27 protein-coding genes and 1 tRNA gene are annotated in these 24,560 nt (G+C 46.6%); 18 read left to right on the top strand and 10 right to left on the bottom strand.

What is annotated here, in order from left to right; genetic code table 11:
• Positions 1 to 40 precede the first annotated feature (40 nt).
• The 3 genes from infB to BUR42_RS21815 all read right to left on the bottom strand — a co-directional run bounded on the left by infB (position 41) and on the right by BUR42_RS21815 (position 5,312).
• The gene (gene infB, locus BUR42_RS30095) at positions 41 to 3,514 is read right to left on the bottom strand and encodes a translation initiation factor IF-2 (protein ID WP_262488011.1); all 3,474 of its coding nucleotides are present in this window, start codon (positions 3,512 to 3,514) and stop codon (positions 41 to 43) included.
• A 69-nt stretch (positions 3,515 to 3,583) separates the two neighbouring features.
• Positions 3,584 to 4,831, bottom strand: a complete 1,248-nt coding sequence (gene nusA / locus BUR42_RS21820) for a transcription termination factor NusA (protein WP_074241722.1) — start codon at positions 4,829 to 4,831, stop codon at positions 3,584 to 3,586.
• Between the two features lie 16 nt (positions 4,832 to 4,847).
• Positions 4,848 to 5,312 (bottom strand): ribosome maturation factor RimP, encoded by a 465-nt coding sequence (locus tag BUR42_RS21815; protein WP_074241721.1) that lies wholly within the window; start codon positions 5,310 to 5,312, stop codon positions 4,848 to 4,850.
• Between the two features lie 201 nt (positions 5,313 to 5,513).
• On the opposite strand from BUR42_RS21815, the gene BUR42_RS21810 reads away from it, so the two are divergent.
• Genes BUR42_RS21810 through BUR42_RS21800 form a run of 3 tightly spaced genes read left to right on the top strand, consistent with a single transcriptional unit; the run spans position 5,514 to position 6,461 of the window.
• On the top strand, positions 5,514 to 5,810 hold the full coding sequence (locus BUR42_RS21810) for a DUF2752 domain-containing protein (protein ID WP_074241720.1): 297 nt from the start codon (positions 5,514 to 5,516) through the stop codon (positions 5,808 to 5,810).
• Between the two features lie 7 nt (positions 5,811 to 5,817).
• Complete coding sequence (locus BUR42_RS21805) at positions 5,818 to 6,171, top strand: TM2 domain-containing protein (protein ID WP_074241719.1); 354 nt, start codon at positions 5,818 to 5,820, stop codon at positions 6,169 to 6,171.
• A gap of 53 nt (positions 6,172 to 6,224) precedes the next feature.
• Positions 6,225 to 6,461 carry a hypothetical protein gene (locus tag BUR42_RS21800; RefSeq protein ID WP_074241718.1) on the top strand — a complete coding sequence of 79 codons (237 nt, stop codon included), beginning with the start codon at positions 6,225 to 6,227 and terminating at the stop codon, positions 6,459 to 6,461.
• Here the strand turns inward: BUR42_RS21800 and BUR42_RS21795 are convergent, their stop codons facing one another.
• A complete protein-coding gene (locus tag BUR42_RS21795) occupies positions 6,462 to 7,079 on the bottom strand; it encodes an HAD family hydrolase (RefSeq protein ID WP_074241717.1) in 618 nt (205 codons plus the stop codon).
• Positions 7,080 to 7,208: 129 nt separating this feature from the next.
• Between BUR42_RS21795 and BUR42_RS21790 the strand changes: the two genes are divergently transcribed.
• Both BUR42_RS21790 and BUR42_RS21785 read left to right on the top strand, forming a co-directional pair.
• A tRNA-Ile gene (locus tag BUR42_RS21790) sits at positions 7,209 to 7,282 on the top strand.
• Between the two features lie 61 nt (positions 7,283 to 7,343).
• Positions 7,344 to 7,823 carry a hypothetical protein gene (locus BUR42_RS21785; protein WP_074241716.1) on the top strand — a complete coding sequence of 160 codons (480 nt, stop codon included), beginning with the start codon at positions 7,344 to 7,346 and terminating at the stop codon, positions 7,821 to 7,823.
• Positions 7,824 to 7,886: 63 nt separating this feature from the next.
• Here BUR42_RS21785 and BUR42_RS21780 read toward each other — a convergent pair whose 3' ends face one another.
• On the bottom strand, positions 7,887 to 8,447 hold the full coding sequence (locus BUR42_RS21780; RefSeq protein WP_074241715.1) for a hypothetical protein: 561 nt from the start codon (positions 8,445 to 8,447) through the stop codon (positions 7,887 to 7,889).
• Between the two features lie 371 nt (positions 8,448 to 8,818).
• Here BUR42_RS21780 and BUR42_RS21775 point away from each other — a divergent pair, with 371 nt between their 5' ends.
• From BUR42_RS21775 to purU, 9 genes are all read left to right on the top strand, one after another.
• Entirely contained in the window at positions 8,819 to 9,166 is a 348-nt protein-coding gene (locus BUR42_RS21775) for a winged helix-turn-helix domain-containing protein (RefSeq protein WP_074241714.1), read from the top strand.
• A 121-nt stretch (positions 9,167 to 9,287) separates the two neighbouring features.
• Entirely contained in the window at positions 9,288 to 11,237 is a 1,950-nt protein-coding gene (locus BUR42_RS21770) for a TonB-dependent receptor plug domain-containing protein (protein WP_074241713.1), read from the top strand.
• 10 nt (positions 11,238 to 11,247) lie between these two features.
• Complete coding sequence (locus BUR42_RS21765; RefSeq protein ID WP_074241712.1) at positions 11,248 to 11,730, top strand: molybdopterin-dependent oxidoreductase; 483 nt, start codon at positions 11,248 to 11,250, stop codon at positions 11,728 to 11,730.
• A 124-nt stretch (positions 11,731 to 11,854) separates the two neighbouring features.
• Positions 11,855 to 12,229, top strand: coding sequence for a hypothetical protein (locus tag BUR42_RS21760; RefSeq protein WP_074241711.1), 375 nt, complete (start codon positions 11,855 to 11,857; stop codon positions 12,227 to 12,229).
• 107 nt (positions 12,230 to 12,336) lie between these two features.
• Positions 12,337 to 13,128: an MbnP family protein gene (locus tag BUR42_RS21755; RefSeq protein ID WP_074241710.1), complete on the top strand. Its 792-nt coding sequence runs from the start codon at positions 12,337 to 12,339 to the stop codon at positions 13,126 to 13,128.
• A gap of 6 nt (positions 13,129 to 13,134) precedes the next feature.
• Entirely contained in the window at positions 13,135 to 14,130 is a 996-nt protein-coding gene (locus BUR42_RS21750; RefSeq protein ID WP_074241709.1) for a cytochrome-c peroxidase, read from the top strand.
• Entirely contained in the window at positions 14,127 to 15,026 is a 900-nt protein-coding gene (locus tag BUR42_RS21745) for a transporter (RefSeq protein WP_074241708.1), read from the top strand. The genes BUR42_RS21750 and BUR42_RS21745 overlap by 4 nt, the downstream gene beginning before the upstream one ends.
• Positions 15,027 to 15,110: 84 nt before the next feature.
• A complete protein-coding gene (locus BUR42_RS21740) occupies positions 15,111 to 15,545 on the top strand; it encodes an SRPBCC family protein (protein WP_074241707.1) in 435 nt (144 codons plus the stop codon).
• An 18-nt stretch (positions 15,546 to 15,563) separates the two neighbouring features.
• Positions 15,564 to 16,382, top strand: a complete 819-nt coding sequence (gene purU / locus BUR42_RS21735) for a formyltetrahydrofolate deformylase (RefSeq protein ID WP_074241706.1) — start codon at positions 15,564 to 15,566, stop codon at positions 16,380 to 16,382.
• A gap of 29 nt (positions 16,383 to 16,411) precedes the next feature.
• Here purU and BUR42_RS29890 read toward each other — a convergent pair whose 3' ends face one another.
• Positions 16,412 to 16,765: a hypothetical protein gene (locus tag BUR42_RS29890; protein WP_200798349.1), complete on the bottom strand. Its 354-nt coding sequence runs from the start codon at positions 16,763 to 16,765 to the stop codon at positions 16,412 to 16,414.
• Positions 16,766 to 16,819: 54 nt separating this feature from the next.
• A complete protein-coding gene (locus BUR42_RS21725; protein ID WP_084185749.1) occupies positions 16,820 to 18,121 on the bottom strand; it encodes a histidine kinase in 1,302 nt (433 codons plus the stop codon).
• 59 nt (positions 18,122 to 18,180) lie between these two features.
• Here BUR42_RS21725 and pheS point away from each other — a divergent pair, with 59 nt between their 5' ends.
• Genes pheS through BUR42_RS21710 form a run of 3 tightly spaced genes read left to right on the top strand, consistent with a single transcriptional unit; the run spans position 18,181 to position 21,128 of the window.
• Positions 18,181 to 19,209 (top strand): phenylalanine--tRNA ligase subunit alpha, encoded by a 1,029-nt coding sequence (gene pheS / locus BUR42_RS21720; RefSeq protein ID WP_074241703.1) that lies wholly within the window; start codon positions 18,181 to 18,183, stop codon positions 19,207 to 19,209.
• Positions 19,210 to 19,266: 57 nt separating this feature from the next.
• Entirely contained in the window at positions 19,267 to 20,109 is an 843-nt protein-coding gene (locus BUR42_RS21715; protein WP_074241702.1) for a 3-hydroxyacyl-CoA dehydrogenase NAD-binding domain-containing protein, read from the top strand.
• A 35-nt stretch (positions 20,110 to 20,144) separates the two neighbouring features.
• Positions 20,145 to 21,128, top strand: coding sequence for an NAD-dependent epimerase/dehydratase family protein (locus tag BUR42_RS21710; RefSeq protein ID WP_074241701.1), 984 nt, complete (start codon positions 20,145 to 20,147; stop codon positions 21,126 to 21,128).
• Here the strand turns inward: BUR42_RS21710 and BUR42_RS21705 are convergent.
• From BUR42_RS21705 to BUR42_RS21695, 3 genes are all read right to left on the bottom strand, one after another.
• Positions 21,121 to 21,807 carry a hypothetical protein gene (locus tag BUR42_RS21705; protein ID WP_143197545.1) on the bottom strand — a complete coding sequence of 229 codons (687 nt, stop codon included), beginning with the start codon at positions 21,805 to 21,807 and terminating at the stop codon, positions 21,121 to 21,123. The two genes, BUR42_RS21710 and BUR42_RS21705, sit on opposite strands and share 8 nt — an antisense overlap.
• A gap of 13 nt (positions 21,808 to 21,820) precedes the next feature.
• The gene (locus BUR42_RS21700) at positions 21,821 to 22,762 is read right to left on the bottom strand and encodes a UDP-3-O-(3-hydroxymyristoyl)glucosamine N-acyltransferase (protein WP_074241699.1); all 942 of its coding nucleotides are present in this window, start codon (positions 22,760 to 22,762) and stop codon (positions 21,821 to 21,823) included.
• A gap of 433 nt (positions 22,763 to 23,195) precedes the next feature.
• Positions 23,196 to 23,822 carry a Crp/Fnr family transcriptional regulator gene (locus BUR42_RS21695; RefSeq protein ID WP_234979776.1) on the bottom strand — a complete coding sequence of 209 codons (627 nt, stop codon included), beginning with the start codon at positions 23,820 to 23,822 and terminating at the stop codon, positions 23,196 to 23,198.
• A gap of 149 nt (positions 23,823 to 23,971) precedes the next feature.
• On the opposite strand from BUR42_RS21695, the gene BUR42_RS21690 reads away from it, so the two are divergent.
• The gene (locus BUR42_RS21690; RefSeq protein ID WP_074241697.1) at positions 23,972 to 24,559 is read left to right on the top strand and encodes a pseudouridine synthase; all 588 of its coding nucleotides are present in this window, start codon (positions 23,972 to 23,974) and stop codon (positions 24,557 to 24,559) included.
• Position 24,560 lies beyond the last annotated feature (1 nt).

Raw genomic sequence — 24,560 nt, 5'->3', positions numbered from 1 at the left:
TTCGGTTTTGGAGTGGGCCAGCGGCCCATTCCAAACGATTTTAGAGTGTTCTTTTAACTTCCACCTCTTCGAAACCTTCCACGATGTCTCCCACCTTCAGGTCCGCATAGTTCTTGATGCTCAAGCCGCACTCCATACCGGATACCACTTCTTTCACATCATCTTTATAGCGTTTGAGGGACTGGAGTTCGCCAGTGTGCACCACGATACCATCGCGAACGATGTTGATACGGGTGTTCCTGTTCAGCTTACCATCCAGCACATAACAACCGGCGATGGTCACCTTGTCGAACTTGTAAGTTTCGCGGATCTCCACGTTGCACACCACTTTCTTCTCGATCTTCGGCTCAAGCATACCTTCCATGGCGCTCTTCAGCTCGTCGATCGCATCGTAGATGATGGAGTAAGTGCGGATCTCGATGTTCTCTTTCTCAGCCAGTTTTGCCGCATTCATAGAAGGGCGTACCTGGAAACCGATGATCAATGCATCCGATGCAGTAGCCAGCAATACGTCTGATTCTGTGATCTGACCCACGCCTTTCAGCACCACGCTCACCACGATCTCTTCTGTAGACAGTTTCTGCAGGGAATCGCTCAACGCTTCTACGGAACCATCCACGTCCCCTTTCAGGATCAGGTTCAGTTGTTTAAAGTTACCCAGTGCAAGGCGGCGTCCGATCTCATCAAGCGTAATGTGTTTCTTGGTACGGATACCTTGTTCCCGCACGAGTTGTGCTCTGCGGTTGGCCACTTCTTTCGCTTCAGATTCATCTTCATAAACCTTGAACTTCTCACCGGCCTGTGATGCTCCGTTCAAACCGAGCAACTGAACAGGGGTGGAAGGACCGGCTTTTTCAACACGCTGACCGCGTTCGTTGAACATGGCCTTGATCTTACCAAAGTGAGCGCCGGAAACGATGGTGTCTCCCTGTTTCAGGGTACCGCTGGATACCAGTACGGTTGTTACATAACCGCGGCCTTTATCCAGGGTGGCTTCGATCACTGTACCTGTACCTTCCCGGTCAGGGTTGGCTTTCAGTTCCAGCAATTCCGCTTCGAGCAATATTTTCTCCAATAGAATGTCGATGTTCAAACCACTTTTCGCGGAGATCTCCTGGCTTTGGTATTTACCGCCCCAGTCTTCTACCAGGAGGTTCATGCCGGCCAGTTGTTCTTTGATCTTCTCCGGATTGGCGCCATCTTTATCGACCTTGTTGATCGCAAAGACCATGGGGAGGCCTGCAGCCTGGGAGTGGGAGATAGCTTCACGTGTTTGAGGCATGATGGCATCGTCCGCAGCAACCACAATTACTGCAATGTCCGCAACTTTGGCACCACGGGCACGCATCGCGGTAAACGCTTCGTGACCGGGGGTATCGAGGAAGGTTACTTTTTTACCGGTGGCGGTAGTTACCTGGTAAGCACCAATGTGCTGGGTGATACCACCAGCCTCACCGGCTACCACATTCGCACTGCGGATGTAGTCGAGCAGGGAGGTTTTACCATGGTCAACGTGACCCATGATGGTAACGATCGGTGCACGGGGAAGCAGATCTTCCGGATCATCTACTACTTCTTCATCATCATCGTCCGTTGCATCTTCAATTCCAATAAACTCAACTTCATATCCGAACTCACCGGCAACCAGTTCTATTACTTCCGCATCGAGGCGTTGGTTGATAGATACCATGATGCCGAGGCCCATACATTTTGAGATCACTTCTGCAAAGCTCACGTCCATCAGGTTAGCCAGCTCACTTACAGACACGAATTCCGTTACCTGTAATTTTGCACCTTCTCCGTTAGCAGAGCTTTCTCTGCGACTGGCCATTTCCTGGCGTTTGTCGTGACGGCGTTTTGCTTTGGTAGAACGGCCACGGGAGTTGCCGCCCAGTTTGGCCATTGTTTCCTTGATCTTATTCTGGATCTCGTTCTTGTCAATTTCTTTATCCTTGTCTTCCGGTCTGCGGGGAGCGCCTTGTCCGTAACCACCTTGTCCCGGACGGGGTTGGCGGGCTTGTAGGGGACGGCTGTTGCCGGTACCCGGAGCACCTGGGGGACGATTGCCACCTCCTGGTGCGCCACCACCTGGGCCGCGGTTTCCACCATGACCACCACCTGGGCCACGATTATCACGGTTTCCACCATGACCTCCGGGTCCACGATTTCCACCCGGGCCTCCTGGTCCGCGATGACCTCCACCCTGATGAGTGCCAGGTCCTCCGGGACCGCGGTTTTCGCGATTGCCCTGATGCCCGCCACCTGGTGCATTTTGTCCGCCTTCTTTAGCGAACTCACCTGGTTTGATGGGTTCTGGTTTCTTTTCTATAACGATGCGCTTGCGCTTACGTTTTTCGTCTTTAGAGTTATTAAACCCTTTACTATTATCCCGGCGATCTTGCTGCACCGGCAGGTCAATCTTTCCGATCACCTTGGGACCAGTGAGTTTATTAGCCTGGATATTTTCGATCACTGCTTTGCTGTTGTCTTCTCCTGATTCGTCTGTTGGTTCATTAGGAACGGGGGGCTGAGGTGCTTCCACTTTGGCAGCCGGCCTTTCTGTTCTTTCTTCTCTCGGTGCTTTCGCTGGAGGAGGAGCTTGTTCAGCGGGTTTCTCTTCTGCTTTCGCAGCGGGTTTTTCCACTTTTACCGGCGGTTCCTCTTTTTTAGCGACAGGCACTTCTTTCACTTCAGGAGCAGGCGTTGCTTTCACTTCCGCAACCGGTACAGCTTCCTGTGGTGCGGGAGTTGGTTTATCCTCAACAGTTTCAGTGTCGTCTTTCTTTTTGGCAGCAGGTTTTTTAGCAGTGCGGTTATCCTTATTCAGCGCGTCCAGGTCGATAGAACCCATTATTTTGGGACCATTGATCTTGGGGGCTTCAGGTTTCACTACTTCTTCTGCTTTAGGTGTTTCCTCTACAACAGCTTTGGGTGCAGGAGCAGGTTCCGGTTTAGGTTCCGGTTTTACTTCCTGTACGGGCGGCTGTGGTTTTGGTTCAGGTTGCGGTTCGGGTTTGGGTTCCGGTTTCGCTTCCTGTTTTTCCACCTTTGCTTCCGGTTGCGGTACCACCTTAGGTGCTACTACAGGTTCCGGCTGTGGCTCAGGTTTGGCAGGAGCCTCTTCTTTCTTTTTAGCAGCAGCGGTATCAGCATCTTCTTTCTCTTTCTTCTTCGCTGCGAGCTCTGCCTCTTCCTTCTCCTTCTTTTTGGCTGCATCCAGCACGGTTCCTTTGGGTAAGGCTATCTGATCACTTTTCTTCTTGTTTGCCTTATCCTGTTGAAACTCATTCTGCAAGGAGTTGTACATCTGGGCTGTGAGACGGGCGTTAGGAGATCCGAATCCGTCCATATCATAGCCCTTATTGGCCAGGAAATCGATGAGCGTTTCCTTTCCAATATTGAATTCCTTGGCCGCAGCCAGCAATCGCGGTGTGTTGTTTGTTACTTCAGGCATATCGTATTCGCGTCCTTCCCGTTTAATCCCCACCAGCCGGCGGAGTAATTCTTTTAACATTTTAACAAATAACTCAATTATCTCTGCAATCAAAAAAGCCTACCACTTGGGAAGGGGTAGCGGACGGCTTTATTCTTTTTCAAATTCTTCCTGCAAAATTCTCCTCACTTCATGTACGGTTTCCTCTTCGAGGTCGGAACGGCGTACAAGTTCTTCCGGAGTCAGATCCAGTACACTGCGGGCAGTGTCGCAACCAATGCGTTTTAATTCATCGATCACCCATGCTTCAATTTCATCCGCGAATTCGCCCAGGTCAATGTCAAACTCAGTTTGTTCCTGTTCTTCATCACGGAATACATCTATCTCAAATCCCGTCAATTCGCAGGCCAATTTTATATTCACCCCTTTCTTACCGATGGCCAGTGATACCTGGTCTGGTTTAAGATAAACGGATGCATATTTATTTTCATTGTCTACGTCCATGCGGCTAATCCTCGCTGGTGTCAGCGCACGTTGGATCAGCAGTTGTATGTTCGCGGTATAGTTGATAATGTCGATGTTCTCATTGCGCAGCTCACGAACGATACCGTGGATACGGCTACCTTTCATACCTACGCAGGCACCTACGGGGTCAATACGGTCGTCATAAGACTCCACAGCCACTTTGGCTCTTTCGCCGGGTTCTCTTACGATTTTTTTGATCACGATAAGACCATCGAAAATTTCCGGCACTTCAATTTCGAGAAGTTTCGCCAGGAAGGAAGGATGTGTTCTGGAGAGGATGATCAGTGGAGAGTTGTTCTTCATTTCCACTTTTTTCACTACCGCCCGCACATTTTCGCCTTTTTTGAAATAATCTGTTGGAATCTGCTCGGATTTAGGCAATATTAACTCATTCCCTTCATCATCCAATAATAAAACTTCCTTTTTCCATACCTGGTATACCTCGCCTGTCACGATCTCACCTACGCGGTCGCCATATTTCTTCACCAGGATATTCTTTTTCAGGTCACCGATCCGGGCAGTCAGCGTTTGTTTGGCTGCCAGGATAGCACGACGGCCGAAATCCAGGATCTCTACCTCTTCGTACAGGTCTTCACCTACCTGGTAATCGGGTTCTACCAGGATAGCTTCCGAATATGCGATCTGGGCGTTATCATCTTCTACCGTACCATCTTCTACGATCATACGGCGACGGAGGATCTCCAGGTCACCTTTTTCGGTATTTACAATCACGTCAAAGTTCTCATCTGAGCCATATTTCTTACGCAACAGCGTCTTAAACACATCCTCTAACACCTTCATTAGGGTCGGGCGGTCGATATTTTCCGCCTCCTTAAACTCGGTGAATGACTCAATCAGGTTAATACTAGCCATGTTCTGTTATTATTTTTTAAAACACGATGCACACCTTTGTGTGCTTTATTTCGGATAAATTGATATTTGTTTGCTTAATTTCCTTTTTCTTACCTACTGTTTCTTCCAGCACCAATTCCGTTTCGTTGAAGCTCAGCAGTTTGCCTTCCAGGACGGTGCCGTTCAGCAACATCACTTCCACTTTTCTGCCCACATTCTTTTGGAACTGACGCGGAGACTTTAATGGTTCATCCAAACCGGGAGAAGATACTTCCAGGGAGAAATCATCTGCCGGAAACAATCCGGCCGCTTCCAGCAGCGGGTATAATTGCCTGTTCAGCGACACCAGCTTGTCGATGGAAGCACCATTATCTGCATCTACAAAGACCTTAATATTATTGGTAGGTTTGATCTTAATATCCACCACAAAATACTCTGGTTTGTCCGCCAGGAGCGAATCCAGCATTTCCCGGATGGGTGCTATCACTTGTTCGTTTGCCATACAAAAAAGAAGAAGGGGACTTTTTCGTCCCCTTCATTTGAATCATTTTTCCACTACAAAATTAGCATTTTATTTCATTACAAAAAGTATTTCTTCTAAATATAATACAGTGTAGGCCTCGGGAAAGCCGCAACCACACACATGTTGTTTAATCTTAATAGAAATTGTAAATGCGGCAGGATTACGCTATCTTGTATACACATGCAGCGCTATTTTCCCAAAATAAATATAGAACTGATTGCCTGGGCCGCGGGCCTGCTTTACCTCGCTATCATCCATCCCGGCGAGGGCTTCACCGGTTTTTGTTTTTTTAAAATGATTGGTTTGGGCGGCTGCCCGGGTTGTGGTCTGGGCACTTCCATCAGCCATCTTTTTCATGGGGAATGGCAGGAAAGCTGGGAAAGTCACAAACTGGGGGCGATTGTATTATTGGCTTTGCTGTGGCGGATCATTCAACTGATAAAACTTTTCCATATACCATTTAAGCCTGTAAAATAAACACTATATGAACAACTTCCATTTTGCCATGTTACCGGGCATCGACCATGAAGAGATCATCTGGTTGGAGGAATTAACCAAAAAATACGATGAAGATACGCGCCAGCGCTTCCTGATCCTTTACCAGGCAAGGCGTAAAGATCCGCAAACAATACTGATCACCTGCCTGCTGGGCCTGGTAGCCGTAGCCGGCATTCACCGTTTCCTGATGGACCAGGTGCTGATGGGTATCCTTTACCTGTTCACCGGCGGCTTCTGTTTAGTGGGTACAATCATCGATGCCATGAACTATCGCAAACTTACCTGGGAGTACAATAAACAGGCTTCCATGGATGTTGCAGCGATGATCGGACTTCGTTAAAGAATCCCTAAAATGAGGCAGAAAATGGGAGATACTGCTATCTTTGCGTGATTATGTTAAAGTTACTCATTTATATAGTCGTAGGCTGGATCCTTTATAAACTGGTGTTTGAGTTCATCATTCCGGTCTATAATTCTACCAAGCTTGTCCGCCGCCAGGTACGGGATATGCAACAGCATATGCGTGAGCAATTCGAGCAACAGCAGCAACAACAAGCTCCTCCTTCTCCGCCGCCTTCTCCCAAACCCAGGGATAAAGGGGATTACATAGATTTTGAAGAGATCAAATAATCACTTTCTGAAAATATCCAGGATGGTTTTCGGCGCCTGCAGGTGAATGGCCTGTATGCCCAGTTCTTTCGCGGCTTCCACATTAGGAAGCGTGTCGTCAATGAACAGGGTATGCTCCGGCCGGAGATCGTTTTCGTCCAGGATCAACTGGTAAATTTCCTTTCCGGGCTTGCGAAGCCCCACCAGGTGGGAATAATATGTTTTGTCGAAAAATGAAGCGAGGGAGGAAATGCCCCGGCTTTTTTCCAGGATGGTATTAAATGCAGCCAGGTGGATGGCATTGGTATTGCTGAGCAGGAATAAATTGTAATGCTGCCGCAATTGCTGAAGCAACTGCAACCGGGCTACAGGATAATCCAGCAGCATGGCATTCCAGGCGGTAATGATGGCTTCGTTTGTTGTTTTCTCAGGCAGGTGTTCCTTTATTTTCTCCAGGAATTCTTCTTCACTCACCTTGCCGGTTTCCAGGTCTTCAAACAGCGAATCGGCATGAAGTTGGGAGAAGTGTGTATTAAAATCAGCGATGCCCAGATCGGTGAATGCTTTGTGGGTGAGTTGATAATCGATATTGAGGAGTACGCCTCCCAGGTCGAAAATGATGTGTTGGATTCCTTGCATGGTGCCGCAAAGTTAAGGCCTGGAAGAAAAAAGAAATAATTCTTGGGGGATTGACTAAAAAATATTTAGTTTTGCCGTCCCTGAAAAGGGCCCAATTAAAGTTTATATATATTTTTGTCCGCAAGGACTGGTCCTATAGCTCAGTTGGTTAGAGCATCTGACTCATAATCAGAGGGTCCTTGGTTCAAGCCCGAGTGGGACCACACTTTAAAGCACTTATAACAGCTGTTGTAAGTGCTTTTTTATTTTACATAATTTAGTCCGATGAATGAACAGGAATTCCTGCTGTTGAAGGGTATATTCCGCAAAGAAAGCTGGAAGCTTTTGGGGGCTATTGTTCTTATGGCGCTAATGGTGTTTTTTATTCCAGGCCACCAGCGCAGGGTAATTCAGGGAGGGGACGGACGATTAATAGACATGAACGCTTACTGGATAGGAGTGGTGGTTGGTGGTATCATTGGGCTTATCCTACTCATGGTAATGTTAAAGGATTACTTAAAATTGCTACGGGATGTTCTTTCAAAACGGAAATACACCTACGAAAAACAGATCTCCCTTATAAGCAAAGCCGATGATGAGACCTGGGCTCTCGGCTTAACTCCCTCCGGTGAATTAATCGAAATGGGGGAAATAAAAATAAAAACGGCAGAATTTGAGGTGCTGCAGCCTGCTGTTGGGGATACGCTTCGCATAAACACCGGCTTTTATACACGCAGGGTACTTAGCTTGGAAATAGCCGGTTGAGAAAAAACTCATCCCCCGGCTTTTACACCGGGGGATAAGCTTCATGTCAAAAAGCAATGTTCATCAAAGCGAAATCTCCAGCATCCCTTCATTTCCCGGAAGGTCTGTTGCTTTTGCCCTGATCACTGTCCCGGCGTTGGCCTGTGTAACCGTGTACACCCATTGCCCTCGTTTAACCGGGTCCAGTAATGCATTGCCTTCTTCCAGCAACACGCCGCCGGGATCAAAGATGCTCACCTTTACGCCAGCTACCCTGAAATCATCTTTCGCATGAACAACGATCGTTGAACCGGGTGTGCCATTGTAATTTGTTACATCGATCTTTTTTACAACAGGTGCTTTCAGATAATCCCTGAATGCCATGTTGTAAGCAGAGCTTCCGGATGGGGCCTTTTTTTCGTACTCCCTCTTTAAGTCTGCCGAATCAATAGCGCCTTTTGCGTACAATACTGCCGATGCGAACCGATCGCGGGTTTCTATCTGCTTCGTTGTAGCTACTGCGTCTTTGTTGACGGACGGCATCCTGGCGATATGCGTGTTATTTCCGCGTTTACGGTAAACGAATTGTTTACCTACATTACCCCTTGCGCCGCGGACGAGCAAGTTTTCGTTTATGTTTGCCATTTTTGAATTTTTTTAAGTTGTTAATAAAATTGTTTACCCTGTAATCCCCGTGCCAGGAGAAAGTTTCCCGGGGTGCTCCTCCCGTTTCACTTAAGCACTGCTCCTTGTGCGGCGATCAACAAATCAAAAGTATACTCAATTCAGTGGCCCCTGAAATCAGATGGCCGTTTTTGCCGCTTTTTGCCGATTATGCCGTTTTTGTCACTTTATGCCGTTTTTAGCGATTTTTTACCGTGAATAAATGACCAATCCTTGCTTTATCCTTGCTTCAAACTAGCTCAAACCCGCTCCAGGCCGCAACATGAAGCAAGGATAGAGCAAGGATGAAGCTACCATGGCGGATTCTCCCAAAAAGCAATAATTTTACGCTTATGGCAAAAGCTAAAGACTTCAAAGCAAACGGAAGGATCTGGATAGATGGAAAAGAAGGCGCTTTTCTCGGCTACGGCAGAGTAGAGTTGCTGGAAAAGATCCACGAACTAGGCTCTATCCGTCAGGCGGCACAGGCTATGAAAATGTCCTACCGGCAGGCCTGGGAGTTTGTAAAACAAATGAACGAACAAACGGAAAATCCACTTGTGCTCATGAATGTTGGTGGTAAAGGTGGTGGGCAAACACAACTCACGGAAGCCGGATTACGGGCTATTGAAACGTTTAAATCATTCAATACTGCTTTTCAGAAATTCCTCGATTCTTACAGTAAGCAACTCTCTTTTTAATCGATTTTGGCCCCTAAAAGCATGATTTAAAATATCATTAGCCAAAAAACGAAGGCCGAATTTTCCATATTATCTATTTTACAAACGTCTATATTTATGGCGTTATTCAAAAAAATACATAATGAAAACACGCCTCCCCACTACGTTTCTCATTTTCCTGATCTCTTCTTTTGCCTATGGCCAATCCCGGACCTTCCAACTCGGAGAGGTGGTAATTACTTCTCAGAAACAGGATTCCGCCACCGCTGTCAACCAGGCAACCATGATCAAACTGCAACGCCTGAACGTTGCCACTGTGCTTAATCTGTTACCGGGGATCACTTTAGGGAACATCGGCCCAAGGAATGAATCTGTGGTGTACCTCCGTGGATTTGATCTGCGGCAGGTACCTGTTTTCATTGATGGTATTCCTGTTTATGTGCCTTATGACGGATATGTAGACCTTGCCCGCTTTACTACCTATGATCTTTCTAAGATCACTGTCAGCAAAGGCAATGCCTCCGTGCTGTATGGCCCAAATACAATGGGTGGAGCTATCAACCTGGTATCCAAACAACCTGTCCGCAAATTAGAAATACAAGGCAATCTCGGATGGCTTTCCGGTGGTTATGATTGTGCTTTAAATATCGGCAGCCGCTGGAAAAAGTTTTATGTACAGGCAGGTGTATCTAAATTTCAAAGGGATTATTTCGAACTGCCGGAAGGCGTTAAACGGGAGAACTCCTACAATAACGACATTAAAGTTAATGTCAAACTGGCCTATGCCCCCAACACCAACAGCGAATATGCCATAGGATATATCAACCAGCATGGCGAAAAAGGAACACCGGTATATGCAGGAAAAGATACCCTCAATTCCCAATTCAAAAGCCCCCGCTTTTGGAAATGGCCTTACTGGGATAAGCAAAGCCTCTATTTCCTCTCAAACACCAAACTGGACAGCAGCAGCTATCTCAAAGTGCGGGCTTTCTATGACCAGTTCCGCAACCGTCTCGAAAGTTATGACGACGCAAAATATACAACACAAACCAGGCCCTATGCCTTCACCAGTTTCTATGACGATTACAGCTTCGGAGGAAATACAGAATATGGCAGGGCACTCAGTACAGCTAATACGCTAAAAGCAGCACTGCATTATAAAAAGGATATCCACCGGGAAAATAATGCAGGAGAGCCGGTGAGAAAAACAGCTGACAATACTTACTCCCTGGGCCTTACGGATGAACATCGCTTCTCTGGGAAACTGAGCGCATCCGCAGGCATTAGTTTTAATGCAAGGGAAAGTGACGGCGCAGAGGAATATAATAGCACCACCAAAAAGATCAGCCAATTCCCTGCGAATAAGAACAGCGCCTGGAATATACAGGCAGGCTTATCTTATCTATTCACGCCTTCCCAATCCCTGGAGGCCTCTTTCGGGAGAATGACCCGCTTTGCAACAATCAAAGACAGGTACTCCTATCGCATGGGAACCGCCATCCCTAATCCTGATCTTAAAGCAGAAAGGGCCACGCATTATGAACTGAAGTATAATGATGTTTCCATTTCGCGTCTGCGGATACAGGCCGCTTTGTTCTATAGCCGCATCAACGATGTGATCCAACAAGAGAACAATGTTAAATTCGATACCGCCGCAGCCCGCTGGCAATCTCAATTGCAGAACAAGGGACGTGCAGAATTTTATGGTGGTGAAGCTTCCGTTAATTACCTGGTAACAACAGGATTAAATGCGGGGATTAACTACTCCTACATTACCCGCAAAAACCTGGATAATAAATCGCTCCGCTTTACCGATGTACCTGAACATAAGATTGTTGGTATCATTGCCTATACTATCAAACGCCTGGACCTGAATGTAGATGGATCTTATAACTCATTCCGTTATAGTACCAGCTATGGCACCAAGGCGCCCGGTTTCTTCCTGCTGAATGGTGGCGCTTCTTTTGCCTTCATTCCATCTCTAAGGCTCAGCGCCGGGGTGAACAATATCTTTGATAAAAGCTACATGCTGGTGGAAGGATATCCTGAACAGGGACGGAACTATTTCGCTAAATTACTTTTCAATCTTTAAACGTTACCATATGCTGATCAAATCACTCTTAATTATTGCGGCGCTTTTTAACGTCACCAATAAAGTGACCGTAAAAGGACTGGTAGAACACCCTCTTGAAATAACACGCTCCAATATCAAAGCCTTTAAACCTGAAACACAGAAAGACCTGAAGATCATCGGATCAACAGGAGATGTGAAGAAAACGTTCAATTCCTATAAAGGCGTAAGCCTCAAAAGCATACTGGACAGCGCAAAGATCACCATGCCCAATCATAAAGAAAGAGGGAAGTATTACATCGCGGTGAAGGCCAGTGATGGTTATACTACTTTATACTCCTGGAATGATATCTTCAATAATCCAACAGGCGATCATGTTTTCCTGGTCTTTGAAGTGAATGGTAAACCTATTGAAGAAGATGGGCAATTTGTGATGGTGTGCAGTAATGATAAGATCACAGGCGCACGGCATGTGAAGTGGGTGCAGGAGATTGAAGTAGGTAAGCTGCCTTAAATTATTTCAGCGCTGCCTGCAAAAAACAGGCAGCGCTCGCTTTCCCTGAAACTCAAAAGTCGTTCCTGAATCAACCTGACCAAAATCATTCCCACCAACCATCCCAATTCCTTAGCTTTACAGCATGCATCAACGTATCATAGCTGCGTTCCTCTTTCTCACCTGGCTCTGCCAGGTCGGGGACCGTTATGTTGTGATGCTGGAGTTCTGCCTCAATCAATCCTACATCGCCCAAAACCTCTGTGAAAACCGCACCAGGCCCCAGTTAAACTGTAACGGTAATTGCGTGCTTTCTAAGAAACTTGCAGAAGAACAAAAGAAGCAACAGGAGCTCCCTGCTAAAAAAACGGAAAGCAAAGAGATCATTTACCTAAGCTGCAAAACAGATAACTCCCTCTCCAACGTTTATACCTTATTAGACAAAACATTCATCTTCCCCATATCCATTGGATATCCTATAGATCAATCAGCCACCATCTTTCACCCACCCGCCGCATAGTTTCATACATCACATTTAGTCCAGCTTACATCCGCAAGCCTTATTGTCATGCCCATTGCTGCGCCATTCCGCGGCCGGGAATTCTATTGCCTAAAACTCAAAAAACTATGCGACAAGCAAAATTACTCATCCTATCTCTGTTCATTTTCTCCGCCTGTAAAAAAGATTCCATCGCCACAGACTCTACTGCCAAAGCCACGCTCAGCATCCAATTCGATAATGTTGCCGGAGATAAGAACCTGCAACTGAATACCGGTAATTATTCCAACGAAGCAGGAGAACAGTTCAATGTTTCCCTGCTGCAATATTTCGTCAGTAATATCAAAGTGAAAACAGCCGCAGGAGTGGAATATGTTGTTCCGCAGGACAGCAGCTATTTCCTCATCTCAGAAAGCAATCCATCCACGCAATTCGTTAAAGTAAAAGTGCCCCAGGGAGATTATGCCAGCATCAGCTTTGTGCTGGGCGTGGATAGCCTCAGAAGCACGATGGACATCGATAAACGTACCGGTGTGCTGGATCCTTCCGGCGGCCATGATGATGGTATGTATTGGGGATGGAACAGTGGTTACATTTTTTTCAGGATGGAAGGGATTGCAGCTGCTGCTCCCATCGACCCCAGCGGGCAACGCAAATTCAGATATCATATTGGTGGCTTCGGTGGCTACAGTGCCCCAACGATCAATAACATCAGAACAATCAGCGTAGACCTGAATGCAGGTGGTGTGGCGAAAGTGAGGGTAGGCCGCCAACCGAATATCCACCTGATGGTAGATATTCTGAAAGCATTCAAAGGAGCCAGCATCGCTGCAAACCCTACCGTGATGTTCAGCGAATTCAGCGGGAAGATCGCCAACAACTTCACCGGCATGTTCCATCACGATCACACTGAAAACTGATGATCCATGAAACAACTCTTAATAGCATTATCAATATTTATACTGGCCTGTACCAAACAGGACCTGATGGAACGTTTCTTCGGCTTTAAACAGCCGGAGAACTTTCCTCCCACGGTATACAAAAAGGACGTAACGCAGGCTGGTTTTGAATTAGGCAGGAAGTTATTCTATGAACCCCGCCTTTCCAGGAACAATACCGTTTCCTGTGGAAGCTGCCATATTCAAAGCGCGGCGTTCACCCATCATGGTCATGATATCAGTCATGGTATTGACGACCGGCTGGGTAACCGCAACGCCACGCCCATTATGAACATGGCCTGGCACACTACTTTCATGTGGGATGGCGGGGTGTTTGACCTGGACCTTCAACCCATTGTTCCCATCACAAACGTGGTGGAAATGGATGAAACCATAGAAAATGTGCTGAACAAGCTTCGCAACCATCCGCAATACCCTGAGCTGTTCAAAAGGGCGTACGGCAGCACGGAGATCACTTCTGCCAAAATGCTCAAAGCCTTATCCCAGTTCATGGTGATGCTGGTAAGCGCTGATTCAAAATACGATAGCGTTAAGCTGCGAAAAACCACCTTTACGGAAGCAGAACAACAAGGCTACCAGATCTTCCAACAGCAATGCAACAGTTGCCACCAGGAACCCTTGTTCACGGACCTTTCCTTCAGGAATAACGGCATCGGGCCAGGGCCAGCCAATGATGAAGGGAGGGAACCTATCACACTCAACCCGGCGGATAAGTTCAAATTCAAGGTGCCCAGTCTCCGTAACCTGGCTTACACCGCTCCCTACATGCACGATGGCAGGTTCTACTCCCTGGATGCCGTACTGAACCACTACTCGGATGAAGTAAAGGATATGCCCACATTGGACCCAATGCTGAAGAACGGCATTGCTTTAACAGCAACGGAAAAAATACAGCTGAAAGCTTTCCTGAATACCCTGAACGATAAAAATTTCATAACAGATAAACGTTTTGCCGAACAATGAAAAAGATGACCTTACTATTATTTTTACTTGTAGCCGGCAAGCTTGCATTTGCCTGCGATATCTGCGGTTGCGGGGTGGGCAGTTATTACATCGGCTTATTGCCTGATTTCAAACAACGTTTCGCGGGCCTGCGTTACCAGTATAAAACCATGCGCTCACATCTTGGCCCCGGCGGCAGCACCTCCTACCTCACCACAGATGAAACTTACCAGGCAGCAGAATTATGGGGTGGCTGGAATATCGGGAAGAAGTTCAGGCTGCTGGGCTTTGTTCCGCTTAATTTCAGCGAACGCAGCAACCAGGGTATATCAAAAAGCAAAACAGGATTGGGGGATATTGCTGTTACAGGATATTACCAGGTGTTCAGCAAAATGAATACAGTGGCACATTCATTATGGATAGGCGGAGGTGTGAAACTACCTACCGGCAAATATGAACCAGCTGAAAGAAAGGAAAATGAAGACAGCCCCAATAACTTTCAGCTGGGAACAGCCAGCGTAGATTTTACATTGAATGCCATGTACGATATCCGGTTAATGGATGTGGGCCTGAATACGAACATCAGCTACAAGATCAACACCCGTAATAAATACGATTATCAATACGGCAATAAGTTTACCGCTAATCTATTGGCCTATTACAAGCTACGCCCGTTAAAAGAGCTTTCCATTTCCCCGAATGCAGGTTTATTATATGAAACAGCAGATAAGGATACAGAGCAGATCAAGGTAGATGTTTCCGGTGGTTATACCCTGATGGGCACTGCCGGTGTAGAGCTTTCCTTTAAACAGTATGCGGTCGGCGGTAATTTTCAACCCGTGTTATCACAGGAACTGGCTGGCATGAAAGTAAAAGCAGGGAACAGGGCTATGGTACATCTGACATACTTGTTTTAGGCGGAAATGACCTCATATTTGTCGTTTTTAACCACGTTCTTTCAGGTTAAAAGGAGTCACCTTTGTTTTACAAAATTCAAGGTTATGAAAAAGAAAACATTCTCTATTACAATTGATGCTCCCGCTGAAAAAGTGTGGGAACAACTCTGGGGCAAAGAAAGTTACCGTATATGGACAGCCCCTTTCGCCAGTGGGTCAGACGTTAAAACGGATTGGAAAAAAGGAAGTAAGGCCGTGTTCGTTGATGGCGGGAACAATGGAATGGTATCTGTGATCGCAGAGAATATTCCCAATGAATATATGTCCATTAAACACCTGGGCAACATGGTCAATGGGGTAGAAGACCTGGACAGCCCTGAAGTGAAAAAATGGTCTGGCTCCGAAGAGAACTATACGCTTAGAACAGCAGGTGGAAAAACAACTTTAACAGTAGACCTGGATGTGCCGGATGAGTTTGAAAATCATTTTGACGAACCTTTTCCCAAAGCATTAAATGAATTGAAAAAACTGGCAGAATGATTGTATTTTCATGCCGCTATGATCATCCTCATCCAATCCAAAGACCAGATAGGTCTTGTGGCTGTTATCTCCGGAATATTAGCTAAGGCCGGGCTCAATATTGTTTCCCTCCGTGAACACGTGGATAAAGTGGAGAACCGTTTCTTCATGCGCATAGAGGCAGAGAACGAAACAGACCCCGTACTGCTGGAAACTTCCATGCGGCAGGTACTTCCTGAAAAAGCACTCATCACCATCAACCCTAAGCAGCAAAAGAAGATCGTATTACTGGTCACCAAAGAATATCACTGCCTGGGAGATATCCTGATCCGTAATTACTTCTCTACGCTTGGAGCAGAAGTGCAAACCGTGATCGGGAATCATACTACGCTGGAAGATGTCTGCAAAAGGTTCGGTGTTCCCTTTGTGTACATCTCCCATGAAGAGGAACAGTTTGAAGCAAAGATCATGGAACAAATTGTGGCGCTTGATCCTGACTACATTGTATTGGCCAAGTTCATGCGGATACTCTCTCCTGCTTTCGTAGCAAAGTTCCCGGCCCGCATCATCAATATCCACCATTCTTTCCTGCCTGCTTTTGCCGGTGCCCAACCTTATAAACAGGCATTTGAAAGAGGTGTGAAGCTCATTGGTGCTACCTCACATTTTGTAACAGATCAACTGGATGAAGGGCCCATCATCGCACAACAGGTGATCCCCGTTAATCACTCTTTCACCGCAGCCGATATGGTGAAGGCCGGCAAGGACATTGAAGTATCTGTACTGGCGAAAGCATTGAGGCTGGTGTTGAACGACAGGGTATTTGTCTATCGCAATAAAACAGTGGTATTTGAATAAAAAAAAGCCCCGGGGGGCTTTTTAAGATCTTAACCCTTCTTCTTCGGTGGAGCCGGAGGAGGTGGCGGAGGCACCTTCACTTCGTCTTTCTTAATAACCGGCGGAGCTGGTGGCGGAGGTGGCGGCAAGGGTGCTTCGTCCATCTTCGCCCCCTCTTTCATAACCACAGGTGCTTTAAACTTCACCATTTTGCCTTTAGGATTAGAGGCCTCTTTGCTGGAAGCCAGGTCCTTCTTTACAACAGGTGGAGTAAACTTCACTTCTTTTTGATGAACAACGGGCGGAGGGAGAGGTGTTTTCTTGGGCGCAGCTGCTTCCTGAGCCAATAATGGACTGCCGGCAATTAAACAACCGGCAACCATCAGGGTGATGTTTCTGAGCATAAGGAAAGGTTTTTTACTAAGACGCAGCCTTTCCATAATTCCATAAAAGGATTTTTAATCCACCAGGTAGGCAGGTCCTATACCGGGTGCAATTTCAAAAGCAATATTCACTTTTGTGCCTTCTGCCTGGCCATCTTCACTATAGAGATCAAATACATGAATGTTGAAAGTAGTGTTGAACAATGCTTTATACAGTTCCACCCGCTCCATGCAAAGGCTCATGCCTTTAGAGGCATGGGATTCTCCCCGTAATCCATTGCCCTGCCTGCGGGATGATTGTTCCCGCCCGATCCCATTATCCAGGATCTCACACATTAATACTTCCTCTTTGAGCCTGCGCCAGTGGATCTGTAACTTCCGCTGCCCTTCTTTGTTCATCAGTCCATGCCAGATAGCATTTTCCAGGAAAGGCTGGATCAGCATACCGGGTACAAAAAATTCATCCGGGTTGATCCCTTCATCTATCAGGATGCTGAACTCGAAAGGTTTACTGGTCCGCAAAGCCTCTATCCTGAGATAATGTTGCAACAGATCTACCTCTTCCCGCAGGGAAATGAAGTTCTTTTCCGAATGCATCAACACCATCCGCAGCAGTTTCGCGAAGTTGGAAAGATACTCGGATGCTTTATCTATTTCTTCTGCAAGGATGCAATTGTAGATGCCGTTCAGGCAGTTGAAGAGGAAGTGGGGGTTCATCTGGCTTTTGAGGGTCACCAGCCTGAATTCCGCGAGCTGTTTATGCAGCATTTGTACCTCCAGCTCCTGCCTGCGGGCTTTTTCTTCTATTAAAGACCGGCCTATTTTGGAGGAACAGATGGCCGCAATCTTTTCCAGCATGGCCAGGTGTTCAGAAGTATAGAAATATTTACGCGCGTTTTCGGTGTCGATCACACCGATCACTTTCTTTTCGTAGTAAATAGGCACGGCCAGTTCTGAAAGCCTTCTTTCATCATCAACAATATAACGTGCATCCAAAGTGGTATCCGGCACTATTTCAGATCTGCCGGACAATGCCACATACCCTACGATCCCTCTGCCCAGGGGTATTTCTATGGGATCGCGGATCTCAAAACGGTCAGGGTTCTTGGGGCCATAAGCGGCCTTTTGAACGAGAACGTGGCGGTCTTCATCCACCAGGTAGATCACACAGTCTTCCAGGTTGAGGTGGGAGATGCAGTTCTTGGCAATATCCCAGAGGATATCGTCTACCGTGTTTTTGCCAAAAAGGGAGGCGGTGAAGTAATTGAGGGTGGCTTCTGCTTTATATTGACGCTTATAGCGCAGCATTTGCCGGTATAACCCGGCAATCAGCAGCAACAGCACCGAAACAGTTATAATATAAACGACGACAGACATGGTTACAAAAACTCCCAAAAAGTACTCATTTTTATCCACAGCACGTTATATTTGTGGCCATGGAGCAGATAGTGCAGCAAATAGAAGCATATAAGCAGGAGATTGCCGCTTTCAAGGCCAAAACGGCGGAGGAACTGGAACAATTCCGTATTAAATTTCTCGGAACAAAAGGCATTGTAAAAGGCATTTTCGGGGAAATGAAGAACGTAGCCAACGATAAAAAGAAGGAATTCGGCCAGGTGCTGAACGCCTTTAAACAGTTGGCTGAAGCTAAATACGAGGAATTTCAGCAGCTGAAGGAAGCAGGAAATGGTGCCGCCGGCAACCTGGACCTTACCCTTCCCGGCGAACCCCATAGACTGGGTACCCGCCATCCTATCAGCCTGGTAAGGAATAAAGCTATCCGCATCTTCGAAAGACTGGGTTTTACCATTGCAGAAGGCCCGGAAATTGAAGACGACTGGCATAATTTCACCGCGCTCAACCTGGCAGAAAATCACCCGGCCAGGGATATGCAGGATACTTTCTATGTGCAGAACAACCCGGACTGGCTGTTGCGTACCCATACCTCCTCAGCCCAGGTAAGGACCATGGAACTGGGGAAACTGCCTATCAGGATCATCTGCCCGGGCAGGGTATACCGCAATGAAACCATCAGCGCCCGTGCACATTGCTTCTTCCACCAGATAGAAGGGCTTTATATAGCAGAGAACGTATCCTTTGCAGACCTCAAACAAACCCTGTATTACTTTGTACAGGAGATGTTCGGGGAGAACTTTAAAGTACGTTTCCGCCCTTCTTATTTCCCCTTTACGGAACCCAGTGCAGAAATGGATATTTCCTGCCTGATCTGCGGCGGCGAAGGTTGTAATGTATGTAAACATACCGGCTGGGTAGAGATCCTCGGTTGCGGAATGGTACATCCGCAGGTACTGGAAAACTGCGGCATAGACTCCACCAAATATACCGGCTTTGCATTCGGAATGGGTATTGAAAGGCTCACCATGCTGAAATACCAGATCAAAGACCTCCGGTTATTCTCAGAAAACGATCTTCGCTTCCTGAAACAATTCCAGGGAGTTCTATAACGAATAACGAAAGTGACAGGTACCACCGCCTGTCACTTTTTTTTAATCCCCCAACTAATGCTGAACACCATAGCAATTTGCGGAGCAGGGACCATGGGTGCAGGGATTGCACAGGTTGCAGCTGCCGGAGGTTTTAAAACCATCCTGTTCGATACAAGAGAAGAAGCTCTGCAGAAAGCCATCACGCAGATCAGCCGCAACTTACAGACAGCCGTAGAGAAAGGAAAACTGGAGGCAGCACAGCCGGCTCTTATTCTTTCCCGCATTCAAACAGTATATGATGCACAGCAATGTGTGGCAGATGTGATCATAGAAGCTATCGTAGAAAATATTCCGGCCAAAGTTGCCCTGTTCAGTCAGCTGGCAACAGTAAACTCCCCCGAGACCATCTTTGCCACCAATACTTCCTCCTTATCTGTTTCCGATATCGCCAAAGATGTACTTCATCCGGAGCGTGTAGCCGGCATGCACTTTTTTAATCCTGCGCATTTGATGCAACTGGTGGAAATTGTAAGTGGAAAGGCAACGGACCCGGCTGTTGCGGACGTATTGTATGCACTCACCAAACAATTGGGCAAAACACCTGTGCGTGTTAAAGATGCACCGGGTTTTATTGTGAACCGCGTGGCAAGGCATTATTACCTGGAAGCCATGCAGGTGGCATCAGAAGGTACTGCATCGCTGCAAAGCATCGACAAACTACTGGAAGCAGCAGGTTTCAGGATGGGGCCGTTTGCTTTGATGGACCTCATCGGAAATGATATCAACTTTGCCGTTACCACTTCTTTATACGAAGCATTCAATCATGCTCCCCGTTTTAAACCTGGCCAGCTTCAGGCAGATAAAGTTGCCAGGGGAGAACTCGGCCGCAAAACCGGAAAAGGTTTTTACAACTATTAAATTACATTTGTGCCTTCATTAATACTCATGAGATCATGATACTGGTAACCGGCGGTACTGGTTTTTTAGGCAGTTACTTATTGCGGGCCCTTGTGCTGGCCGGCAAACCGGTACGTGCATTATACCGCCGGCAGATCCCGGAACAGATCAATGATATTAAAGACAAGGTAGAATGGGTGAAGGGCGATGTACTGGACATTGGTTCGCTGGAAGATGCCATGCAGGGTGTTGAACAGATCTATCATTGTGCCGCCGTTGTATCTTTTCAGCCGGACAAACGGGACCATCTCTTAAAGGTGAATATAGAAGGCACTGCGAATGTGGTGAACATTGCCCTGGATGCAGGCGTGAAGAAACTGGTGCATGTAAGTTCCGTTGCTGCCATCGGCAGATCATTAACGCAGGCAGAACTCACAGAAGATATCCCCTGGGAAGAAAGTAAGAACAACTCTAATTATGCCATCAGCAAACATGGCAGTGAAATGGAAATATGGAGAGGTATTGCAGAAGGGCTGGATGCCGTGATCGTAAACCCCTCTATTATTTTAGGCAGCGGCTTCTGGCATGATGGCTCCGGCATGTTACTGAAGAATGCCTGGAAAGAATTCCCTTATTATACGGAAGGCATCAATGGTTTTGTGGATGTGGAAGATGTAGTGAAGGTAATGATCAGCCTGATGGATAGTGATATCAGTGGCCAGCGTTTTATTTTATCTGCAGAGAACTGGCCTTACCGGCAACTATTTAATACAATGGCGAATGCCCTGGGCAAAAAGCCACCACATATTGCCACTAAACCCTGGATGGCTGAATTAGTATGGAGGCTGGAAAAGGTAAAAGGCCTCTTCACGGGTAAACGGCCCTTGTTAACAAAAGAAACAGCCCGAACGGCACAGCTGAAAGTATATTATAACAGCGATAAGATACGTGCCGCCTTACCTGCTTTCCGTTATAAACCCCTGGAACAAACGATCACGGAAATATCCAAAGCCTTCCTGGCGTCTAAACAATCTACCTGAACAACAGTGCTGCCATAGCTGCTGATAATGTCTGCTGAAGATCGGCATCTGCTTTTGTATAGATCCATGCCTTAGGAGCATCCCCCACTATTACAGCGGCAACAGGGATCCCTTTTAACTGAAATTCGTAACAGGTTTTCTCATAACTGTTCCTGATACCGAAACGGTTATGTACCGTTACCCTTATTTCTTCAGTAGCTGAACGAAGTACACCTACGGGTTTGTTTTCGTTCAGCTCAAGGAAGGATAGATTGCGTTTTAGAATAAGTTCCCAGGTCTTTAATGGCGTTAAAGCAGTTGCCCCTACATGAATATACCATAAAGGTGCATCGCCCGGTAAACCGTTCAGATAAGATGGTAATGTGCGGTTGGAGAATGAGATGGCATTTGTACTGAGCAGCTGAACAGGAACCTGCACATCTTTGCCTTTCAGGGTAAAGTAAAAGGCATCGCTGGCCTGTTTGATCTGTTTGGCAGGAGAATGATCCGCCACGCCGTTTGAGCGGGAAGTAGTGTTGTATGACCCCAGCGAAATTGTTTTGGCGCTTAACCAGCCGTCTTTGATCTTAACGGCTAACTCGTTTTCCGTGGTATAGAGATCAGGCGCTTTAACAATAGTGGGTTTCACTACTGAGCAGGCAAGGAATGGAAGGCAGCCCATGATGAGCAGTCGGTACATCTTAAGCATAGTATTAACTGTTGATCTTTGCCCAGATCTCGGGAATACGTTTTACCCAGGCTAATTCTTTTTTCTTCTCTCGGGCTTCTTCTACCGGCGAGCCAAAATAGGTTTTACCTCCTTCAAGGGTACTGGAGATACCACTTTGTCCTAATACAACAGCTCCTTTTCCGATAGTGAGGTCTTTGTTCACACCTACCTGGCCCCAAAGGATCACATTATCTTCCACATGGGTCTTACCACCTATACCAACCTGTGCGGCAAAAAGGCAGTTCTTTCCGATCACGGCACCATGCCCTATATGTACCATGTTATCAAACTTGGTCCCTTGCCCGATGATGGTATCGCCGCTTACCCCTTTATCGATGGTGCAGCTTGCTCCTATTTCCACATGGTCTTCAATGATCACCCTTCCGCAGCTTTCCAGTTTGTCGTACATCACTTCACGTTCTGCCCGTTTCTTAAAGTAAAAGGCATCTGCACCGATAACGGTACCTGCGTGAATGATCACATTGTCCCCGATGATGGTATGATCGTAGATGGTAACGTTGGGATGGATAAGACAGTTCTTTCCGATGCGCACATGATGGCCGATGAATACGTTTGGCTGAAGGATGGTTCCTTCACCAACTACTGCCGTATCACTGATAGGGGTAGTTGCGGGAACAAACGGCCGGTAGCGTTTCACCAGGCTCACGAATGCACTGAAGGGATCATTGATCACCAGCAGCGCCTTACCTTCCGGTGCAGGTACTTCCTTGTTGATGATGATGATGGTGGCAGCAGAGTTAAGGCAGGCATTGTAATACTTCTCAAAGTCAACAAAGGAGATGTCTCCTTCCTCCACTTTATGGATCTCGTTAATGCCGGTAGCCATCAACTGATCGTTACCTGTAAGCACTGCTCCTATGAGCGTTGCTATTTCTTTTACCGATATTGGTTTCTCAAACTTCATATGAACTTCGTTAAAGTGATGGCAAAGTTAGGGGGCGTTATCCACAATTTATTTCTGCGTGTGAATAAAATTTATTGCATTTTTTTTCTTTTGTGATGAAATTCTTTTTAATATTGTGTAGGGAATTTTATTTCCCTGTACTTACTAACCCATTCACATAACAAGAAAGTCTGATTGTTCCAACGGTCAGACTTTTTTTATTGCCTCTACAACCCGCAGCAGCAAAGTGTTTCAGACGATCATACTTTTTCATATCAACGAATGTATGTTGTTATGCCTATCCATTTTGAAGGGTTTTTTGCCTTTCAGCGGGTCAGCCGGTTTTTCCGGTTTCGCCTCCTTTTTACCCTTTAAGCTCCCTTTTTAACATAAATTTTTTCAAAGAAGGGTGCTTCAGGGCATAAATTTTAACGAATTAAACGGATAACCGGAATCAATCCTGGAGATTGGCCATTTTTATGAGTTGCTGAAGGCGTAAGATGCGGATCTTCTTACCTGTGAGATCAATCACCTTCTCTTTCTTAAACTCAGAGAGGAGGCGGATTGCAGACTCTGTTGCAGTACCTACAAGGTTGGCGATCTCTTCTCTTGAAAGGGTTACATTAATGGTTTGATCGTCTTCCTCCAGGCCATATGTTTCTTTGAGTGTAAGCAGTGTTTCAGCCAAACGTTCCCTTACCGGTTTCTGTGAGAGGTGCGTGATCTTTGTTTCTGCTCTTCTTAGTTCGCTGGTAAGTATCTGCATCATCTTCAAGGATAGCGCATTATCCTTTTGCAGCAGATGCAGAAACAGGTCGCGTGGGATGAAACATACGGCGCTATCTTCCAGAACGGTAGCAGTAGCTGTGTATGGTTCATTGCTAATGAGTGCTTTATATCCGATCAGGTCCCCTGGTTTTACCAGGCGTATGATCTGCTCTCTCCCTTCGTCTCCTGAATGGGATAACTTAACCTTTCCGGTGTTGATACAATAAATGCCATAGGGATGTGCTCCTTCCTGGAAGATCACCTGACCTTTCTTATAGATCGCGCATTGTTTGGCGTTGGCGATCTCTTCCATATGCTCTGGTGAGGAGGTGGAAAATATATCGCTTAGATATTTGTTGCAGAACCGGCATTTTGTTTGATCGCTTAACATGTCATTCTCATAAAACCGCCAATGATGGGCCAAAATTACTAATTTACAGGCCCTTAACCAATACAAGTATTGTGAGCCTTCACTATTTTATCGTGTACAAGCCTTATGAGGTATTGACCCGCTTCGGGAAAGAAGGTGATAAAGCTGTATTATCTGATTTTTTCAAGGTCCCCCGGGACGTTTACCCGGTAGGCCGGTTGGATTATGACAGCGAGGGCCTCCTCATCCTCACTAACGATAAATCTCTCAACCACCGCATTTTAGATCCCCAATTTGCCCACGAAAGGGAATATTGGGTACAGGTGGACGGTGCAGTTACCAATGCCGCAATTCAACAGCTCAGGGAAGGCGTTCCGATCAATATAGATGGCAAAACTTACCGTACCCGGGGATGCGATGCCGCCATCTTTACAGAAGACCCTTTTGTGCCGGACAGGCATCCTCCCATTCGTTTCCGCAAACATATCCCGGCCCCCTGGATACGTTTGATCTTACGGGAAGGAAAGAACCGGCAGGTACGTAAAATGACCGCTGCTGTTGGGTTTCCAACGTTGAGGCTTATCCGTTACCGGATAGAACAACTGAGCATAGATGGCATGCAGCCCGGCGATCTTGTTGAGCTTTCCCGGCCTGCTTTATACAATGCACTTTTCAAATAAA

The organism is Chitinophaga niabensis (assembly GCF_900129465.1).
GTDB classification, from domain to species: Bacteria; Bacteroidota; Bacteroidia; order Chitinophagales; family Chitinophagaceae; genus Chitinophaga; species Chitinophaga niabensis.
This window is presented reverse-complemented; position numbering and strand designations above follow the sequence as displayed.

Coding starts and splice junctions, on each gene's coding strand:
- infB (WP_262488011.1), bottom strand. CDS start 3,514: ATGTTAAAAGAATTACTCCGCCGGCTGGTGGGGATTAAACGGGAAGGA.
- nusA (WP_074241722.1), bottom strand. CDS start 4,831: ATGGCTAGTATTAACCTGATTGAGTCATTCACCGAGTTTAAGGAGGCG.
- BUR42_RS21815 (WP_074241721.1), bottom strand. CDS start 5,312: ATGGCAAACGAACAAGTGATAGCACCCATCCGGGAAATGCTGGATTCG.
- BUR42_RS21810 (WP_074241720.1), top strand. CDS start 5,514: ATGCAGCGCTATTTTCCCAAAATAAATATAGAACTGATTGCCTGGGCC.
- BUR42_RS21805 (WP_074241719.1), top strand. CDS start 5,818: ATGAACAACTTCCATTTTGCCATGTTACCGGGCATCGACCATGAAGAG.
- BUR42_RS21800 (WP_074241718.1), top strand. CDS start 6,225: ATGTTAAAGTTACTCATTTATATAGTCGTAGGCTGGATCCTTTATAAA.
- BUR42_RS21795 (WP_074241717.1), bottom strand. CDS start 7,079: ATGCAAGGAATCCAACACATCATTTTCGACCTGGGAGGCGTACTCCTC.
- BUR42_RS21785 (WP_074241716.1), top strand. CDS start 7,344: ATGAATGAACAGGAATTCCTGCTGTTGAAGGGTATATTCCGCAAAGAA.
- BUR42_RS21780 (WP_074241715.1), bottom strand. CDS start 8,447: ATGGCAAACATAAACGAAAACTTGCTCGTCCGCGGCGCAAGGGGTAAT.
- BUR42_RS21775 (WP_074241714.1), top strand. CDS start 8,819: ATGGCAAAAGCTAAAGACTTCAAAGCAAACGGAAGGATCTGGATAGAT.
- BUR42_RS21770 (WP_074241713.1), top strand. CDS start 9,288: ATGAAAACACGCCTCCCCACTACGTTTCTCATTTTCCTGATCTCTTCT.
- BUR42_RS21765 (WP_074241712.1), top strand. CDS start 11,248: ATGCTGATCAAATCACTCTTAATTATTGCGGCGCTTTTTAACGTCACC.
- BUR42_RS21760 (WP_074241711.1), top strand. CDS start 11,855: ATGCATCAACGTATCATAGCTGCGTTCCTCTTTCTCACCTGGCTCTGC.
- BUR42_RS21755 (WP_074241710.1), top strand. CDS start 12,337: ATGCGACAAGCAAAATTACTCATCCTATCTCTGTTCATTTTCTCCGCC.
- BUR42_RS21750 (WP_074241709.1), top strand. CDS start 13,135: ATGAAACAACTCTTAATAGCATTATCAATATTTATACTGGCCTGTACC.
- BUR42_RS21745 (WP_074241708.1), top strand. CDS start 14,127: ATGAAAAAGATGACCTTACTATTATTTTTACTTGTAGCCGGCAAGCTT.
- BUR42_RS21740 (WP_074241707.1), top strand. CDS start 15,111: ATGAAAAAGAAAACATTCTCTATTACAATTGATGCTCCCGCTGAAAAA.
- purU (WP_074241706.1), top strand. CDS start 15,564: ATGATCATCCTCATCCAATCCAAAGACCAGATAGGTCTTGTGGCTGTT.
- BUR42_RS29890 (WP_200798349.1), bottom strand. CDS start 16,765: ATGCTCAGAAACATCACCCTGATGGTTGCCGGTTGTTTAATTGCCGGC.
- BUR42_RS21725 (WP_084185749.1), bottom strand. CDS start 18,121: ATGTCTGTCGTCGTTTATATTATAACTGTTTCGGTGCTGTTGCTGCTG.
- pheS (WP_074241703.1), top strand. CDS start 18,181: ATGGAGCAGATAGTGCAGCAAATAGAAGCATATAAGCAGGAGATTGCC.
- BUR42_RS21715 (WP_074241702.1), top strand. CDS start 19,267: ATGCTGAACACCATAGCAATTTGCGGAGCAGGGACCATGGGTGCAGGG.
- BUR42_RS21710 (WP_074241701.1), top strand. CDS start 20,145: ATGATACTGGTAACCGGCGGTACTGGTTTTTTAGGCAGTTACTTATTG.
- BUR42_RS21705 (WP_143197545.1), bottom strand. CDS start 21,807: ATGTACCGACTGCTCATCATGGGCTGCCTTCCATTCCTTGCCTGCTCA.
- BUR42_RS21700 (WP_074241699.1), bottom strand. CDS start 22,762: ATGAAGTTTGAGAAACCAATATCGGTAAAAGAAATAGCAACGCTCATA.
- BUR42_RS21695 (WP_234979776.1), bottom strand. CDS start 23,822: ATGGAAGAGATCGCCAACGCCAAACAATGCGCGATCTATAAGAAAGGT.